Here is a 13,851-nt window from a genome sequence, read left to right on the forward strand (position 1 = left end):
CGGCAAAAGGGTTGCTGCTTTGACTGAACTTCGCTTCCCATCCGCCCAGCTCACCGTGGCACTGTCGCGTCATGCCGCCTGGGCTGCCGGCCGCGTCGATGGAGAGCGGCTGCAGCGCCGCGGCGCGGATTTCAGTTTTTTGCGTCTGGATAATGCCAAGCTCAACGATGCGGTGCTGGCACTGTGCCAGTTCGTCGGCAGCTCCCTGGTGAAGGCGGAGCTGCGGCGCGCAGATCTCTTTGCTGCGGATTTCATGCGCGCTGATCTGTCAGGCGCGATTCTCGACCGCAGCGACCTGCGCGGCGCCAATATGATGAAGTCGGTCCTGCGCGGCGCGTCGCTGAATCAGGCCGACCTGCGTCCCGGACAGATCATGGTCGACGATGGCTCGGGCTCCCGCGCCCAGGTCGCCAACTTGAGCGAGGCCAAGCTCGACGGCGCCGATCTGCGCGCTGCGCAGCTTGATGAAGCCAATCTGGTGGTTTCGTCTGCGATCGGCGCGAACTTCTCCAATGCCAGCATGTTCGCCGTCAATCTCGCCGGTGCCGATCTCAGCGGCGCCAATCTGACGGCCGCGCGGCTGCGCGATGTCAATCTGGTCGGCGCGAACCTGAACGGCGCGCTGCTGCAGGGTGCTGATCTGCGCGGCGCGAACCTGCGCAACGTCGATCTGTCGAAGGTCAATCTGAAGGGGGTCGACCTCTCCAACGCGGTCTATCGCAAAGCAGCCAGTCTGCCGACCGAGATAGAGGTGATGCTGCACGCCCATAGCCGCTGGATCGCCACTGGTGGCGCCGAAGGCGCGCGCGCGATCCTGAGCGGGAAGCGCCTCACCGGCTGCGACTTCTCAAGCTGCGACCTGCGCGGGGCGGAGCTTCATGGCTGCGACCTGCAAGGCGCGGATTTCAGCCGTGCGCAATTGCTGTTCGCAAGCTTCCTCGGGGCTGAACTGTCGGAGGCGAATTTCGATCAGGCCGATCTCGGTGGCGTGAATTTCACCGGTGCGCATCTCGTCCACGCTACTTTCCGCGGCGCGAAGCTGGTGGGCGCGCCGGTATTCAGCACCGATAAGGAATCGGTCAGCCGCGTTCTGTATCCGCAATTCACCGGCGCGGATCTCACCGGCGCCGATCTGCGCGGCGCCACTCTCGATCATATCGACTTAAGCTCCACCAAGCTGGCGCGCGCCAATCTGGCGGGCGCCGATCTGCGCAACTGCATAGGCCTCAGCGGCGCCGCCTGATAGCGTTCCGGCCGCCCGCGGCCTATAAAGCGCCATGACCGTAGAGCTTGATTCATCTTTGAGTTTTGCCGATCGGCGTCTCGGGCAGCTGTTCGACTGGTGACATGCCAAGAGCGTGCTCGGCATCGCAATCCGGACGGAATGATGACTTCGAATGCACGAGCGGCCGGCGCATTAAGTGCGCCGGCCGCCGCCTTGCCGTGACGGGAGAGGAGCCTGAGAACTACTCCGCCGCGGCCTGTGCCTGATCCAGGCCCAGACGTTTGGCCACGCCAGCACCGTAAGCCGGGTCGGCCTTGGCGAAATGCGCGATCTGGCGCCGCTGAATGAATTCCGGCACGCCGCGCATGGCATTGGCGATATTGTCCATCAGCCGCTCCTGCTCGTCCTTGCTCATCAGGCGGAACAGGGCGCCCGGCTGGGTGTAATCGTCATTGCCCTCGCGATGGTCATAGCGATCGGCATCGCCGCTGATCTTCAGCGGCGGCTCGCTCGCTGCCGCCGACTGCACCGGACCGCCGAAGGAATTCGGTTCATAATTCGGCGCGCCGCCGCCATTGCGGCCGGTCTGCATCGCGCCGTCGCGCTGGTAGTTGTGGAACGGGCAGCGCGGCTGATTGACCGGGATCGCGTGGTGGTTGACGCCCAGGCGATAGCGATGCGCATCGGCATAGGCAAACAGGCGGCCCTGCAGCATCTTGTCGGGCGAGAAGCCGATACCCGGAACGATGTTGCTGGGCGCGAAGGCGGCCTGTTCAACTTCGGCGAAATAGTTCTCCGGGTTGCGGTTCAGCTCGATCACGCCGACTTCGATCAGCGGGTAATCCTTATGCGGCCAGACCTTGGTCAGGTCGAACGGATTATACGGCGTCTTCTCCGCATCCAGCTCCGGCATGATCTGCACCGACATCGTCCAGCGCGGATAGTCGCCGCGCTCGATGGCGTCATAGAGGTCGGCCTGATTGCTCTCGCGGTCGACGCCGATGATGCGCGCCGATTCCTCGGCCGTGATGCTCTTCACGCCCTGATGGGAGTGGAAGTGGAACTTCACCCAGAAGCGCTCATTCTGCGCATTGATGAAGCTATAGGTATGGCTGCCATAGCCGTTCATGTGGCGATAGCTCAGCGGCAGGCCGCGGTCGCCGAACAGATAGGTCACCTGGTGCAGGCTTTCCGGGCTCAGGCTCCAGAAGTCCCACATCGCGGTCGCGTTGCGCAGATTGGTCTTCGGATCGCGCTTCTGCGTATGGATGAAATCGGGGAACTTCAGCGGATCGCGCACGAAGAAGACCGGCGTGTTGTTGCCGACCAGGTCCCAGTTGCCCTCTTCGGTATAGAACTTCAGCGCAAAGCCGCGCACGTCGCGCTCGGCATCGGCCGCGCCGCGTTCGCCGGCGACGGTGGAGAAGCGCAGGATCAGGTCGGTCTTCTTGCCGGGTGTGAAGACCTTCGCCTTGGTGTAGCGGGTGATGTCGTTGGTGACAGTCAGCGTGCCATAGGCGGCTGAGCCCTTGGCGTGCACCACGCGCTCGGGGATGCGCTCGCGGTTGAATGCAGCCAGCTTCTCGATCAGATGCACATCCTGCAGCAGCAGCGGACCACGGGCGCCCGCGCTCAGGGAATTCTGGTTGTCAGCGACCGGCGCGCCGCCGGCGGTGGTCAGAACGGGTTTGGTGGGGTTGGACATGACTCGCTCTCTCAGGTCTTCAGGCCCCGGACCATCCGGGCGGCCGATGGAGAGAAGCCTAGGGAGGGAATCTGCATTGGTGAAATTGATTGTTTTTGATAATATGATCGACTAGCTCGATTGCAGCTTTCGCACCGCATTTCGAGATCACCTGCATGTGACACCCGGCACAAGCCGCCGTTTTCGGGCTTTTACACCAGCCGGTGTCGCGCCATCTCCTGGACGACGAAATGAGCCATCAGCCAAGGAGCGCATCATGGCCAGGACAATCCGGCGGCTTCAGCCGACCTATTTGCTGACGATGGCGGCGTTGCTGCTCGCTGCCACGATACCGTTCGTTCCGCCGGCGATGGCCGGCGCCTATCAGATCGATCCGGGCGCCACCGTCACCATCGATACCGGCGAGCGCGGCGCCTATACCACGATCATCATCACCAATCCGTCGGCCACGCCCGGACGCCTCAGTCTGGATGCGCCGATCAGCCGGATTGTCGATGTCGCTGCGAACGGGAAGGCGGAGGTCTACGAGACGTTCAACCGCCCCTGGATCAGCGTCACCAATACCGGCGATGCCCGCCTGCGCGTGCTGACGCGGTATATGGAGCGCCCGCGCCTGCCCTGAACGCGCCTGCCCGAATGCGCCTGCTCCGAATGCGGCTGGCGTGAGGCGGCTAGCGTGTGACTTCCGGCTCTTCCACAGGCTGGAAGCTGTCGCGGTCGAGCAGGATGAGGTTTCCGTAAAATTCCTCATTGCTGCCAAGTTCGGGGATCGGCCGCGGCGAAACCGGCAGGCGCGTCGGCCAGACCTGCACGCTGAGTACCTGTGCTGCCTTGGTTTCATCGCCAAGACTGAGCGGCAGCATCAAACGCCGCGTAAAAGCATGCCCGGCGGCAAAGCCGCCCGTGTCCCAGCGGAACCGGCTTTCCGAATAGACCGGCAGGCCTCGTCCCAGCACCGCGCCGTACAGGGATTCCATATACTGGCGATAGCTGCCCTGCATGATTTCTGCCGTGGTCTTGCCGGTGAAGTCGAAGGTATAGCGTTCGACATGAGCCGAGCCGACCAGGCGGTAATAGATCGCGCTGCTGTCCGGCACTGGTTCCGACAGCAGCAGATTCGGCCAGACGCGGGGCGGCAGATGCAGCGGGTCGATATCGCTGCGATCAGGCATGAGGCGGCCGCGCCGCTTCTCTGCCCAGTACTGCGCGACATCCGAAAGGATCGGTTCGTCGGCAAAGATCGACGCCGTAGGAAAGGTGCTCATCGGGGACAGATTATAGCAGGGCGCGCCGTCTTGCTGCCGTTTTGCGTGTTTTGGCGGGAGGATTTTACTCGGAAGCTGGTGCTGCCGGCGAGGATTGAACTCGCGACCTCTCCCTTACCAAGGGAGTGCTCTACCACTGAGCTACGGCAGCCTGCTAGGAAGTCCGCGTCCAGGACGGGGACGGCCGGCGTCGGGCGCGGAAACTGCCATAGGCTGGCGATCCGCGCAAGCCAGAGCTAAGGGCTTTTTCCGCCAATATTTTCCTTGGCTTACCGGCTTCTTTGTCGCAGTCAGGGCTTTGCGGTTGACTTAAGGCCTCCGGCTTCGATATCGCTGGGCGGCCCTCAGACACCCGGCTTCCCGCCTCTTTGAGCGGGAAGCCCCAGCTAGGCCTGCAACATGATCGGCGCGGAGACGACCAGGGTCGGAGCGGAGATCGAGCGGAAATTCCTGCTGCGCGACTCCAGTATCGTGGCCGGTCTGACAGGCCCGGCCCTGAGGCAGGGCTATTTCGGCACCATCGACGGATGGACGGTGCGGCTGCGCACCGCAACGCAGCCCGGCGCCGGGCAGGACCTGGCCAAACGTAATGCCTGGCTGACACTGAAATCCGCCCAGTCGGGGCGGGAACGGCGGGAGATCGAGCACCCGCTGCCGTTCGATTTCGCACAGCGCATGCTGGCCGCCTTGCCGGCCGAAAGGCTGATCAGCAAGATCCGCTACCGCATTCCTGCCGCCGATGGCCTAGCCTGGGAGATCGACCGTTTCCTGGACCGCCATGACGGGCTCTGGCTGGTCGAGATCGAATTGCCCAAGGCCGATTATCCGCTCGTCTTGCCGGACTGGATCGGGACGGAAGTCACCGACGATCCGCGCTACCGCAACGCCGCCCTGGCGCAATCGCCCGATCATGGCGAGGATGCGCCGGCCGAGCTGGCCCTCGCCGTGCGGCGCCTGCTGCGCGATACCGGCCAGGGCAGGGCCGGGCAGGGCACCGCCGAAGAGGACGGCACTGAGACCCCGACACCGCTTTCCGAGCATGTCTGAACGATCCGCAAAACCAGCCAGCCAGCAATCCAATCCCGGCCAGCAATCCAATCCCAGCCAGCAATCCAATCACTGGCCCGAACTGGATGCCGCCACGCGTGAAGCCCGGCTGGCCGCCCGGCTGCGGGCCAATCTGCTGCGCCGCAAGCAGCAGGTCCGCGCCCGCCAGGCTGAAGGGGCCGCCGGAGAGACAGGCCCAGGGACCGAAGCAGAGACGGGACAAGAGACGGGACAAGAGACGGGACAAGAGACAGGGGCAGGCGCGCCGCCAGCGGCGGCGCCAGCCCTTGACCGCAAGGATGGCGCCGCGTAAGCCGGGGCGCCTGCGCAAGCTACGCAAGTCAGAGGGGGATGGTTCGATGGCCGTGATGTCCGATATCTGGATTCGCCAGATGGCGAAGGAACACGGCATGATTGAACCCTTCGTCGAGCAGCAGAAGCGCGAGGGCACGATCTCCTACGGCCTGTCCTCCTACGGCTACGACGCCCGCGTCGCCCGCGAATTCAAGATCTTCACCAATGTCGACAGCGCGGTGGTCGATCCGAAGCAGTTCTCCTCGAATTCCTTCGTCGATCGCGAGACCGATGTCTGCGTGATCCCGCCGAATTCCTTCGCGCTGGCGCGCACGGTGGAATATTTCCGCATCCCGCGCGACGTGCTGGTGATCTGCTTGGGCAAGAGCACCTATGCCCGCTGCGGCATCATCGTCAACGTCACGCCGCTGGAGCCCGAATGGGAGGGCCACGTGACGCTGGAATTCTCCAACACCACGCCGCTGCCGGCGAAGATCTACGCCAATGAAGGCGCCTGCCAGTTCCTGTTTTTGAAGGGCGATCAGCCCTGCGAGGTCAGCTACAAGGACCGTGCCGGCAAATATATGGGCCAGCGCGGGGTTACGCTGCCCAAACTCTGAACCGGCTTCGACGCCGGAGGGACGCTGAAGCGCCTCAGCGCCGCGGACGGGTCTTCGGGATCGACTGCAGCAGGCGCATCAGCTGCGACTGACGGCTGGTATCCGTCTTGCTGAAGACGCTGCGCAACTGGCTCACTACGGTCGTGCGCGAGACGTTGTTCTGCTCGGCGATCTCAGCCGGTGTCATATCCTCCATCAATGCCAGGCAGACCCGCGCCTCGGCCGGCGTCAGGCCATAAAGCTTCTGCAGTATCGCACCCAGATCGGGCGGCGTCTCGGCATCCGGGTCGTTGATCGTGACCAGCACCTGCCCTCCCCGCATATCGCCCAATGGTACGACCAGGATCTGATAGGGGCGGCCATTTTCCTTGGCGATGCTGAGGGCGTCGCCGCGCCGGGCGGAGGTTCTGGCCGCCGCCGAGATCATGGAAGCCAGAGCTGGTGCTTTTGACGGGCTGATCGCGACCAGGCGGCCCTGGACGGTGGTGATGCAATCGCGCCGGATGATCAGCAGGCCGGCTGCAGTGTTCATGTGCAAAATGCGGCCGCTGCCATCGACCAGGAACTGCGCGATCGGATCGGCATCCAGCGCTTCCTCCAGCATGGCATAGCGCTGCCGGGCCTCATGCAGGCGGTTATGCAGCTGATAGGCGCGTTGGACATGGGGGCGGAGCCTGCTGCAGACATCGACCACCCGGTCCTCGAAACAGGAATCATGAATGCGGCGATGGACGGAGAGAATGATGTCATCGTGGGTCATCGCCACGAGGCGGCCGACCTCCTGCCGCCGCAGGAAGTCGTTATAGAATTCGGTCTTCACCAATTCTTCACAAGGATACATCTCGTCGCTGAGATACAATCCCGGGCGGCCGCCATATTTCTTAAACAGCGCGTGCCGCCAGACATCGTGGTCGACATAGTAGTTGCTGAAGTCATCCATCATTTCGATGACGGCGGCCGAGCCGGTCCAGATGCCGCCGTCCTCCCGGCGCCGGCCTGCCGTATAGACGATGGAGCTGAAGGTGCCTGTTGCGCTAGCGATTTCGTTTAGTGCGCTCGGCCACAATGCAGGATCTGCAGCGGCGTCATAAAGGCTGGCGATCGCCATATCGAGCTTTTCCATGTCTCCACTGCCTCCTGGAGATCATCGAAGAGCGGCCTTCCCCACCGGCCGTTATCATGTCTGCCACGCTTAATGCACGGGAATATTCCCGCATCCTCCATTTGGAGGATGCAAGCGGTTTTTTTGATCATGCCGCTGTGATGGCGGTGGCGATCCGTCTGCTGACAACCCTTTGGCGCGGCGCACGGCCGGAAAAACAAACGCCGCGGCGAAATCCGCCGCGGCGTCGGATGCGGGCTGGGTTTTGCGATCAGAAGCTGGGATAAGCCGAAGCGGCGCCGACGTAGGACGCAACGCAGCTTGCCACCATCGCGTCGCCGACCATGGCTTCCGCCTGCTTGCGGTCATAGCCGATGGTAAAGGCGGTGTTCGACTTGGCCGCGGCCTCCTGCTTGGCCTTCAGCACGTCATCGAAGGTGGCGCTGACGGTCCGCCGTACGCCGTCTTCGCCGCGGAAGCACAGATAGCCGAGCGGCATGCCGTTGCGCAAAGCGGCAACCACCGCATTGGCGTCGGATTTCATGCGGACCATGTCCTGCTGCGGCGGCGCTTGGGTCGGTGCCACGGCGACAGTCTGGGCTTGGGCCGTCAGGGTAAAGGATGCCGCCAGCACAGCGGCGAGAGCGGGGATCGAGTAACGCATGTCTGCCTCCTGTCCAAAAGTAGCCCCCCCGTGGGAGCGATGCCTGTAAGGCCCTTCCCCTATAGGCAGGTCCGTTCCCGCCGACATCCTCCGTTCAGAGGATGACATCGCCATTCGGCCGCCGCCCCCTGGCGTGCCCAAATCAGGCGCTCGCTCTGGCGATTCCGGCCGGTCTGCGCTAGACAAGCGGCTGACACGATATCGCGCGCCGTGCGGTCCTGGAGCCAGCGGCCCTTAAAAATCAAAGGTTTATATGGATCGTATCCGGTTACGTGGCGGCAGGCCGCTGGAAGGAAGCATCGCGATTGGGGGGGCGAAGAACGCCGCCCTGCCGCTGATGACCGCCAGCCTGCTGACCGACCAGACCTTGACGTTGTCCAATGTCCCGCATCTGGCGGATATCGCCACCATGGCGCATCTGCTGCAGCAGCACGGGGTCGACGTGTCGATGGATGGCGGCAACGGCACGCCGGAAGGCCGCACCATCCATCTCAACGCGGCAAAGATCGAATCCACGCTGGCGCCCTACGATATCGTGCGCAAGATGCGCGCCTCCGTGCTGGTGCTGGGCCCTTTGCTGGCGCGGTTTGGCGAAGCGGAAGTGTCGCTGCCCGGCGGCTGCGCCATCGGCACGCGGCCGGTCGATCTGCATCTGATGGGACTGAAGACCCTCGGCGCCGAGATCGAGGTCGAGGGCGGCTATATCAAGGCCAAGGCGCCCAAAGGCCTGAAGGGCGGCGTGATCCGCTTTCCCATGGTCTCCGTTGGCGCCACCGAGAATCTGCTGATGGCTGCCGCTCTGGCCGAGGGCACCACTGTCCTTGAGAATGCCGCGCGCGAGCCGGAGATCACCGATCTCTGCCATTGCCTGATCGCGATGGGTGCCGATATCGAAGGCGTCGGCAGCGAGCATCTGACCATCCATGGCAAGCGCTCGCTGCATGGCGCCACGCATAAGATCGTGCCCGATCGCATTGAGACCGGCACCTATGCGGCGGCGGTCGCGATCTGCGGCGGCAATGTCGAACTGATCGGCGCGCGGCTCGACCTGATCGAAGCCGTGGCCGACAAGCTGCGCGAGGCCGGCTGCAAGGTGGAGGAGACGCCGCGCGGCGTTTCCATCCAGCGCAATGGCAGCCGCCTGCGCGGGGTCGATTTCCTCACGCAGCCCTATCCGGGCTTTCCCACCGACATGCAGGCGCAGATGATGTCGATCATGACGGTGGCCGAAGGGGCGGCGATGATCACCGAGACGATCTTCGAAAACCGCTTCATGCATGTGCCGGAACTGACCCGCATGGGAGCGAATATCGTGGTGCATGGCTCGTCGGCCCTGGTGCGCGGCGTGCCCAAGCTGACCGGCGCGCCGGTGATGGCCACCGATCTGCGCGCCTCGGTCTCGCTGGTGCTGGCGGGCTTGGCTGCCGAAGGCGAGACGATCGTCAATCGTGTCTATCATCTCGACCGCGGCTATGAGCGGCTGGAAGAGAAGCTGGCGGCCTGCGGCGCCGTGATCGAGCGACTGAAGGGATAACGATGGCTGCTGCGCGTTACCAGCCGCTGCGCCTGCGGGCCGAGGATGTCGAGGACATCACGGTGCTGTCGGCCTGCCTGCAGGACGCCACCTTGCGCCCCGTCGACATGACCTATCAGCCGCGCCAGCGCCGCTTCGCCCTGGTGCTCAACCGCTTCCGCTGGGAAGACGAAGGCCGTGCCGATGCCAAGCGCCGCCTGATCCGCGCCACGCCGCATATCCGCGTCGCCGCCGGGCTGCATTTCGATGGCGTGCTGAAGGTGCAGTCCACCGGAATCGACCGTCAGGACAGCAAGACGGTGCTGGAGCTGCTCTCCATTCTGGCCGAGCCGCGCGAAGATCCTGCCGCGCAATTGACGCTCGTCTTCGCCGGCGGCGGTGCCGTGAAGCTGGATGTCGAATGCATCGATGCGCAGATGCAGGATATCGGCACGCCTTTCCCGGTCCGGCGCGTCCCGCAACACAAGGTGGAAGAATGAACGCCTCGCCGACAGACATGAAGGGGGGCGACACCAAGCTGGTGATGGCCCTGCCAAAGGGCCGCATCCTCAAGGAAGTGATGCCGCTGCTGCTCGCCGCCGGCATCGAGCCGGAAGCGGAATTCGCCAACGAGGACAGCCGCAAGCTGCGCTTTGCCACCAGCCAGCCGGATATCGAGCTGATCCGCGTGCGCAGCTTCGATGTTGCCACTTTCGTCGCCTTCGGCGCGGCGCAGCTTGGCGTCGCCGGCAACGACGTGCTGATGGAATTCGATTTCCCCGAGATCTATGCGCCGCTTGATCTCGATATCGGCCATTGCCGCTTGAGCGTCGCCGAGCCGGCCGAATTGTCGAAATCGGACGATCCGAAACGCTGGAGCCACGTGCGCGTCGCCACCAAATACCCGCATGTGACGCAGAAATATTTCGCCGCCCGCGGCGTGCAGGCCGAATGCATCAAACTGAACGGCGCGATGGAACTGGCGCCGACGCTGGGGCTCTGCCGCCGCATCGTGGACTTGGTCTCCACCGGCGCTACCTTGAAGGCAAATGGTCTGGTCGAAGTCGAAGTGATTGCGCAGGTGACTTCCCGTCTGGTCGTCAACCGCGCCGCGCTGAAGACCAGGCCCGAGCAAGTAGGCGGCTGGCTGGAAAAGTTCCGGGCCGTAGTCGAGAAAAGGCCTGTCCATGCCCGTTGAGTTGAATGCATCCGAGTCCGATTTCGCCGCCCGCTTCGACGCGCTGGTAAAGGCCAAGCGCGACGCCGAGGCCGATGTCACCGCCACGGTGGCGCAGATCATTGCCGACGTGCGCAAGCGCGGCGATGCGGCGCTGCATGAGCTGAATGCGAAATTCGACAAGGTCGATTCCGCCAGGCTGGGCCTGCGCATCAGCGAGGCGGAGATCGATGCCGCTGCTGCGCAGGTGGACAAGAAGACGTTTCAGGCGCTGCAAGTCGCGGCCGAGCGCATCCGCGCCTTCCACGCCCGGCAGAAGCCGTCGGACGATTTCTATACCGACGCGCAGGGCGTGAAGCTTGGCCATCGCTGGACGCCGCTGGATGCCGTCGGCCTTTATGTGCCGGGCGGCAAGGCGGCCTATCCGTCATCCGTGCTGATGAATGCGGTTCCGGCGGTGGTGGCCGGCGTGCGCCGCGTCGTCGTCGTGGTGCCGACGCCGGGCGGCGAACTCAATCCGCTGGTGATGGCGGCGCTCAAGCTGGCCGGCGTGCATGAGGCCTATCGCGTCGGCGGCGCGCAGGCCGTGGCCGCGCTCGCCTATGGCACCGAAAGCATCAAGCCGGTCGACAAGATCACCGGCCCGGGCAACAGCTTCGTCGTCACCGCCAAGCGGCTGGTCTTTGGCCAGGTGGGCATCGACAATCCGGCGGGCCCATCGGAAATCCTGGTCGTGGCCGACAACAAGAACGATCCCTCCTGGATCGCCGCCGATCTGCTCAGCCAGGCCGAGCATGACGAAGTCGCGCAGTCGGTGCTGATCACCGACGATGCCGCCTTTGCCGGCCGTGTCGGCGCCGCTGTGCGCCAGCAGCTTTCGACCATGCCGCGCTCCGAGATCGCAACGGCCAGCTGGGAGAAGTTCGGCGCGCTGATCACAGTCAAGCAGCTCTCCGATGCCGCGCCGCTGATCGACGCCATCGCGCCGGAGCATCTTGAGCTTGCCGTCGAGGATCCGCAGGCGCTCGCCGCGAAAGTCCGCCATGCCGGCGCGATCTTCCTCGGCCGCCATACGCCGGAGGCGGTGGGCGATTACGTCGCCGGCCCCAACCATGTGCTGCCGACCGCCGGCGCGGCGCGCTTTGCATCGGGTCTGAACCTGCTCGATTTCATGAAGCGCACGACGCTGGTGCAGTGCGACGATGCGTCCCTGCGTCAGATCGGCCCCGCGGCAGTGGCCTTGGCCGAAGCCGAGGGGCTGCACGGCCATGCGCTGTCGGTCGCCATTCGCCTGAATAGTGGAGCGGCATGACGGCAAAGGCACCGCCCGCCAATCACCGTCTCGTCGGGATCGAACTCGACGAGCGCAGTGTCGTGCGGCGGTCGCCCGATATCGAGCATGAGCGCCAGGTCGCGATCTTCGACCTGATCGAGCAGAATGTTTTTTCGCCGCTCGGCGCCCATGAGGATCAGGGGCCGTTCCAGCTTTGCCTGGCGATCGAGGAGAACCGCCTGGTCTTCGACATCCGCGACGAGGATAAGAAGCCGCTGGGCAAGATCATTCTCGCGCTGTCGCCCTTCCGCCGCATCGTGCGCGACTATTTTGCCATCTGCGACAGCTACTATCAGGCGATCAAGCGGGCAACGCCGTCGCAGATCGAGACGCTCGATATGGCGCGGCGCGGCATTCACAATGAGGGGTCGGAATTGCTGCGCGAGCGGCTGAAGGGCAAGATCGAAACCGATTTCGACACTGCCCGCCGGCTGTTCACCCTCATTTGCGTTCTGCATATCCGGTAAGCGATGAGCGATCGGCTTCCCGGCAGCGTGCTGTTCTGTTGCACCATGAACAGCGTCCGCTCCCCGATGGCCGAGGGCATGCTGAAGGCATTGTACCCGAAGCAGATCTTCGTCGACTCGGTCGGCGTGCGCAAACAGCCGGTCGATCCGCTGGCCGTCGAGGTGATGGATGAGATCGGCATCGACATCACCAAACATCGCCCCAAAAGCTTCGACGATCTGGAAGACAGCTCCTTCGACCTGATCATCTCGCTGTCGCCCGAGGCGCAGCACACCGCTGTCGAGATGACACGCACCATGGCCTGCGATGTCGAGTTTTGGCATACCTTCGATCCCACCGTGGTGGAAGGCACGCGCGAGCAGCGCCTGGCCGCCTATCGCGAGGTGCGCGATTTCCTGCAGAAGCGGATCCGTGCCCGCTTCACCAAGCCGGCGATCGGTGTGCCTGGAATCTGATCTGCGAATTGGCCAGACATCCCCCGGCACTTAAGACCGCTCTTCGGTTAACGGCCATTCATCATAAGCTGCCGTAAAGTCGCCATGGTTTTTCGGCTATGCTGCGCGAAAACGTGATCTGGAGAATCGACATGGCATCTCGCCGCCTCATCCCCGCTCTTGCGCTTGCCACCATCGTCGCCGCCGCGGCCTTTTCCGATTCGACTCTGGCGCAGACCCAGCGCAATCTGCCCGATGACGCCACGCTGCTGAATTTGAGCGAGACGGCAGAGCGCGATGTCACGCCGGATACCATTCGCGCGCGGCTGATGGCGCAGGCCAGTTCCGAACAGGCGGCCGATGCGCAGAATGCGGTGAATGCCGCAATGACCAAGGCGCTGGCCAAGGTGCGTTCGCTGGGACTGGAAGTAGAGACCGGCGGCTACAACACCTACCAGGAGACGCCGCCGCGGCCGCAGAACCTGCCGGCCGGCAGCAAGCCGCCTGCGCCGGTCTGGCGCGCCCAGCAAAGCCTGATCGTCACCGCCAAGGATGACGCCAAGCTGCTGGAAGCCGTCGGCGCGCTGCAAAATGACGGCCTGCTGCTGCAGGAACTTGGCTACGCCGTTTCACGCGAGCAGCAGCGGGGGCTGCAGGATGAGCTGTTCACCGAAGCGTTGCAGCGGCTGACCGCGCGGGCAGAGAAGGCGGCGGCAGCGCTTGGCCTGCGCTTTGCCGGTTGGGCGCGGGTCGGACTGAACGGCGGCATCATCCCGCGGCCGATGATGATGAAGGCGATGCGCGCCGAGGGCATGACCGCTGCCGCGGCGCCGGTTGCGGCGGCCGGCGAGCAGACCGTTTCCGTCACCGTCGATGGCGAGGCGATCCTTCGTCGCAATTAACCAAACCAGGGATGTATCGCGCCGGTATCGCTCTGTCGAAAATCTCGGCATCGGATCGATACCGGTGTGACGGCAGCATGCCGTAAGGACTTGCGAGGGAAC

At 64.0% G+C, this 13,851-nt stretch carries 16 protein-coding genes and 1 tRNA gene; 12 read left to right on the top strand and 5 right to left on the bottom strand.

From position 1 onward, the window contains the following. Positions 1-19 precede the first annotated feature (19 nt). A complete protein-coding gene (locus Q0603_RS18820; RefSeq protein ID WP_298728606.1) occupies positions 20-1,243 on the top strand; it encodes a pentapeptide repeat-containing protein in 1,224 nt (407 codons plus the stop codon). A 223-nt stretch (positions 1,244-1,466) separates the two neighbouring features. Here Q0603_RS18820 and Q0603_RS18825 read toward each other — a convergent pair whose 3' ends face one another. Further along, positions 1,467-2,930: a catalase gene (locus tag Q0603_RS18825; RefSeq protein WP_298728608.1), complete on the bottom strand. Its 1,464-nt coding sequence runs from the start codon at positions 2,928-2,930 to the stop codon at positions 1,467-1,469. Between the two features lie 256 nt (positions 2,931-3,186). Between Q0603_RS18825 and Q0603_RS18830 the strand changes: the two genes are divergently transcribed. Continuing rightward, entirely contained in the window at positions 3,187-3,552 is a 366-nt protein-coding gene (locus Q0603_RS18830; RefSeq protein ID WP_298728610.1) for a hypothetical protein, read from the top strand. Between the two features lie 49 nt (positions 3,553-3,601). On the opposite strand, the gene Q0603_RS18835 is transcribed toward Q0603_RS18830, so the two are convergent. Beyond that, complete coding sequence (locus tag Q0603_RS18835) at positions 3,602-4,195, bottom strand: PAS domain-containing protein (protein ID WP_298728611.1); 594 nt, start codon at positions 4,193-4,195, stop codon at positions 3,602-3,604. Positions 4,196-4,271: 76 nt separating this feature from the next. After that, positions 4,272-4,346 (bottom strand) — tRNA-Thr (locus Q0603_RS18840). Between the two features lie 248 nt (positions 4,347-4,594). Here Q0603_RS18840 and Q0603_RS18845 point away from each other — a divergent pair. From Q0603_RS18845 to dcd, 3 genes are read left to right on the top strand one after another with little or no spacing between them, the layout of a single operon-like run. Continuing rightward, on the top strand, positions 4,595-5,242 hold the full coding sequence (locus Q0603_RS18845; RefSeq protein WP_298728613.1) for a CYTH domain-containing protein: 648 nt from the start codon (positions 4,595-4,597) through the stop codon (positions 5,240-5,242). Then, complete coding sequence (locus Q0603_RS18850) at positions 5,235-5,555, top strand: hypothetical protein (protein WP_298728615.1); 321 nt, start codon at positions 5,235-5,237, stop codon at positions 5,553-5,555. The genes Q0603_RS18845 and Q0603_RS18850 overlap by 8 nt, the downstream gene beginning before the upstream one ends. A gap of 46 nt (positions 5,556-5,601) precedes the next feature. Next, positions 5,602-6,156 carry a dCTP deaminase gene (gene dcd, locus Q0603_RS18855; protein ID WP_298728617.1) on the top strand — a complete coding sequence of 185 codons (555 nt, stop codon included), beginning with the start codon at positions 5,602-5,604 and terminating at the stop codon, positions 6,154-6,156. 34 nt (positions 6,157-6,190) lie between these two features. Here the strand turns inward: dcd and Q0603_RS18860 are convergent, their stop codons facing one another. After that, the gene (locus Q0603_RS18860) at positions 6,191-7,279 is read right to left on the bottom strand and encodes a hypothetical protein (RefSeq protein ID WP_298728619.1); all 1,089 of its coding nucleotides are present in this window, start codon (positions 7,277-7,279) and stop codon (positions 6,191-6,193) included. Positions 7,280-7,529: 250 nt separating this feature from the next. Then, positions 7,530-7,922, bottom strand: a complete 393-nt coding sequence (locus tag Q0603_RS18865; RefSeq protein WP_298728621.1) for a hypothetical protein — start codon at positions 7,920-7,922, stop codon at positions 7,530-7,532. Positions 7,923-8,175: 253 nt separating this feature from the next. Here Q0603_RS18865 and murA point away from each other — a divergent pair, with 253 nt between their 5' ends. The 7 genes from murA (at position 8,176) to Q0603_RS18900 (ending at position 13,749) form a co-directional block, all read left to right on the top strand. Continuing rightward, on the top strand, positions 8,176-9,456 hold the full coding sequence (murA, locus tag Q0603_RS18870) for a UDP-N-acetylglucosamine 1-carboxyvinyltransferase (protein WP_298728623.1): 1,281 nt from the start codon (positions 8,176-8,178) through the stop codon (positions 9,454-9,456). 2 nt (positions 9,457-9,458) lie between these two features. Further along, the gene (locus Q0603_RS18875; RefSeq protein WP_298728625.1) at positions 9,459-9,935 is read left to right on the top strand and encodes a DUF2948 family protein; all 477 of its coding nucleotides are present in this window, start codon (positions 9,459-9,461) and stop codon (positions 9,933-9,935) included. After that, complete coding sequence (gene hisG, locus Q0603_RS18880; protein ID WP_298728627.1) at positions 9,932-10,633, top strand: ATP phosphoribosyltransferase; 702 nt, start codon at positions 9,932-9,934, stop codon at positions 10,631-10,633. The genes Q0603_RS18875 and hisG overlap by 4 nt, the downstream gene beginning before the upstream one ends. Further along, positions 10,623-11,924, top strand: a complete 1,302-nt coding sequence (gene hisD / locus Q0603_RS18885) for a histidinol dehydrogenase (protein ID WP_298728629.1) — start codon at positions 10,623-10,625, stop codon at positions 11,922-11,924. Before hisG ends, hisD begins: the two co-directional genes overlap by 11 nt. Continuing rightward, positions 11,921-12,412, top strand: coding sequence for a UPF0262 family protein (locus Q0603_RS18890; protein WP_298728631.1), 492 nt, complete (start codon positions 11,921-11,923; stop codon positions 12,410-12,412). The genes hisD and Q0603_RS18890 overlap by 4 nt, the downstream gene beginning before the upstream one ends. A gap of 3 nt (positions 12,413-12,415) precedes the next feature. Beyond that, on the top strand, positions 12,416-12,868 hold the full coding sequence (locus Q0603_RS18895) for an arsenate reductase ArsC (protein ID WP_298728633.1): 453 nt from the start codon (positions 12,416-12,418) through the stop codon (positions 12,866-12,868). A gap of 131 nt (positions 12,869-12,999) precedes the next feature. Next, positions 13,000-13,749 carry an SIMPL domain-containing protein gene (locus Q0603_RS18900; protein ID WP_298728636.1) on the top strand — a complete coding sequence of 250 codons (750 nt, stop codon included), beginning with the start codon at positions 13,000-13,002 and terminating at the stop codon, positions 13,747-13,749. Positions 13,750-13,851 lie beyond the last annotated feature (102 nt).

Origin of the sequence: uncultured Ferrovibrio sp. (genome assembly GCF_937960835.1) — a bacterium.
Taxonomy (GTDB): Bacteria; Pseudomonadota; Alphaproteobacteria; order Ferrovibrionales; family Ferrovibrionaceae; genus Ferrovibrio.

Bases quoted from the DNA above. Each gene is read 5' to 3' on its own strand.
- Q0603_RS18825 (WP_298728608.1), bottom strand. From the start codon at position 2,930: ATGTCCAACCCCACCAAACCCGTTCTGACCACCGCCGGCGGCGCGCCG.
- Q0603_RS18830 (WP_298728610.1), top strand. From the start codon at position 3,187: ATGGCCAGGACAATCCGGCGGCTTCAGCCGACCTATTTGCTGACGATG.
- Q0603_RS18835 (WP_298728611.1), bottom strand. From the start codon at position 4,195: ATGAGCACCTTTCCTACGGCGTCGATCTTTGCCGACGAACCGATCCTT.
- Q0603_RS18845 (WP_298728613.1), top strand. From the start codon at position 4,595: ATGATCGGCGCGGAGACGACCAGGGTCGGAGCGGAGATCGAGCGGAAA.
- Q0603_RS18850 (WP_298728615.1), top strand. From the start codon at position 5,235: ATGTCTGAACGATCCGCAAAACCAGCCAGCCAGCAATCCAATCCCGGC.
- dcd (WP_298728617.1), top strand. From the start codon at position 5,602: ATGGCCGTGATGTCCGATATCTGGATTCGCCAGATGGCGAAGGAACAC.
- Q0603_RS18860 (WP_298728619.1), bottom strand. From the start codon at position 7,279: ATGGAAAAGCTCGATATGGCGATCGCCAGCCTTTATGACGCCGCTGCA.
- Q0603_RS18865 (WP_298728621.1), bottom strand. From the start codon at position 7,922: ATGCGTTACTCGATCCCCGCTCTCGCCGCTGTGCTGGCGGCATCCTTT.
- murA (WP_298728623.1), top strand. From the start codon at position 8,176: ATGGATCGTATCCGGTTACGTGGCGGCAGGCCGCTGGAAGGAAGCATC.
- Q0603_RS18875 (WP_298728625.1), top strand. From the start codon at position 9,459: ATGGCTGCTGCGCGTTACCAGCCGCTGCGCCTGCGGGCCGAGGATGTC.
- hisG (WP_298728627.1), top strand. From the start codon at position 9,932: ATGAACGCCTCGCCGACAGACATGAAGGGGGGCGACACCAAGCTGGTG.
- hisD (WP_298728629.1), top strand. From the start codon at position 10,623: ATGCCCGTTGAGTTGAATGCATCCGAGTCCGATTTCGCCGCCCGCTTC.
- Q0603_RS18890 (WP_298728631.1), top strand. From the start codon at position 11,921: ATGACGGCAAAGGCACCGCCCGCCAATCACCGTCTCGTCGGGATCGAA.
- Q0603_RS18895 (WP_298728633.1), top strand. From the start codon at position 12,416: ATGAGCGATCGGCTTCCCGGCAGCGTGCTGTTCTGTTGCACCATGAAC.
- Q0603_RS18900 (WP_298728636.1), top strand. From the start codon at position 13,000: ATGGCATCTCGCCGCCTCATCCCCGCTCTTGCGCTTGCCACCATCGTC.